This is a genomic window from Flavobacterium ardleyense (assembly GCF_042686085.1).
GTDB classification, from domain to species: domain Bacteria; phylum Bacteroidota; class Bacteroidia; order Flavobacteriales; family Flavobacteriaceae; genus Flavobacterium; species Flavobacterium ardleyense.
This window is the reverse complement of record NZ_JBHUOL010000027.1, coordinates 1-569: the sequence shown is the minus strand read 5'-3', so window position 1 is coordinate 569 and position 569 is coordinate 1. Positions and strand designations below refer to the sequence as shown.

General features: G+C 38.0%; 1 protein-coding gene. It reads left to right on the top strand.

The window, feature by feature from the left end; genetic code table 11:
• Positions 1–569, top strand: a 569-nt coding sequence (locus tag ACFSX9_RS16055) for an OmpA family protein (protein ID WP_379809551.1), incomplete at both ends; no start/stop codon positions are given.

The window sequence follows — 569 nt, the reverse complement described above, 5'->3', positions numbered from 1 at the left end:
CTATAAATTTGTAGAACAAATTCCATTGCCATACGATTGCAATCAAGTTATTACAGGTGTTGTGGTGGATGAGCAAAGTACTCTTATTTTAGCCAATGCAAATGTCACTTTGTTTGATGAAAACATGAAGCAAATTAGCCAAACCACCTCTAATGCAAAAGGAGAGTACCAGTTTGAAGGATTATCATGTGAGAAAACATATTTTGTACGTGCAGAAAACACAGATTATGAAACCGTAGAAACTTCGGTAGTAACGGGAAGTCAGTCTGGGCAAACAACAGTTAGCTTACCCCTTACTAAACGCGTTAAAGAAGTGGGCGTGGGATCTGATCTAGCAAAAGCATTTAATATTAAGATTATTTATTTCGACTTAGATAAATCGAACATTCGACCAGATGCGGCGCTAGAATTGGAAAAAATCGCACAAGTAATGAAGCAAAATCCTACGATGAAAGTAGATGTTCGTTCTCATACAGATTGCCGACAAACTGTGAAATACAATCAAGCCTTATCAAACCGAAGAGCTAAAGCGACTATGGCCTGGTTAACGAAAAATGGTATTGCAGCGA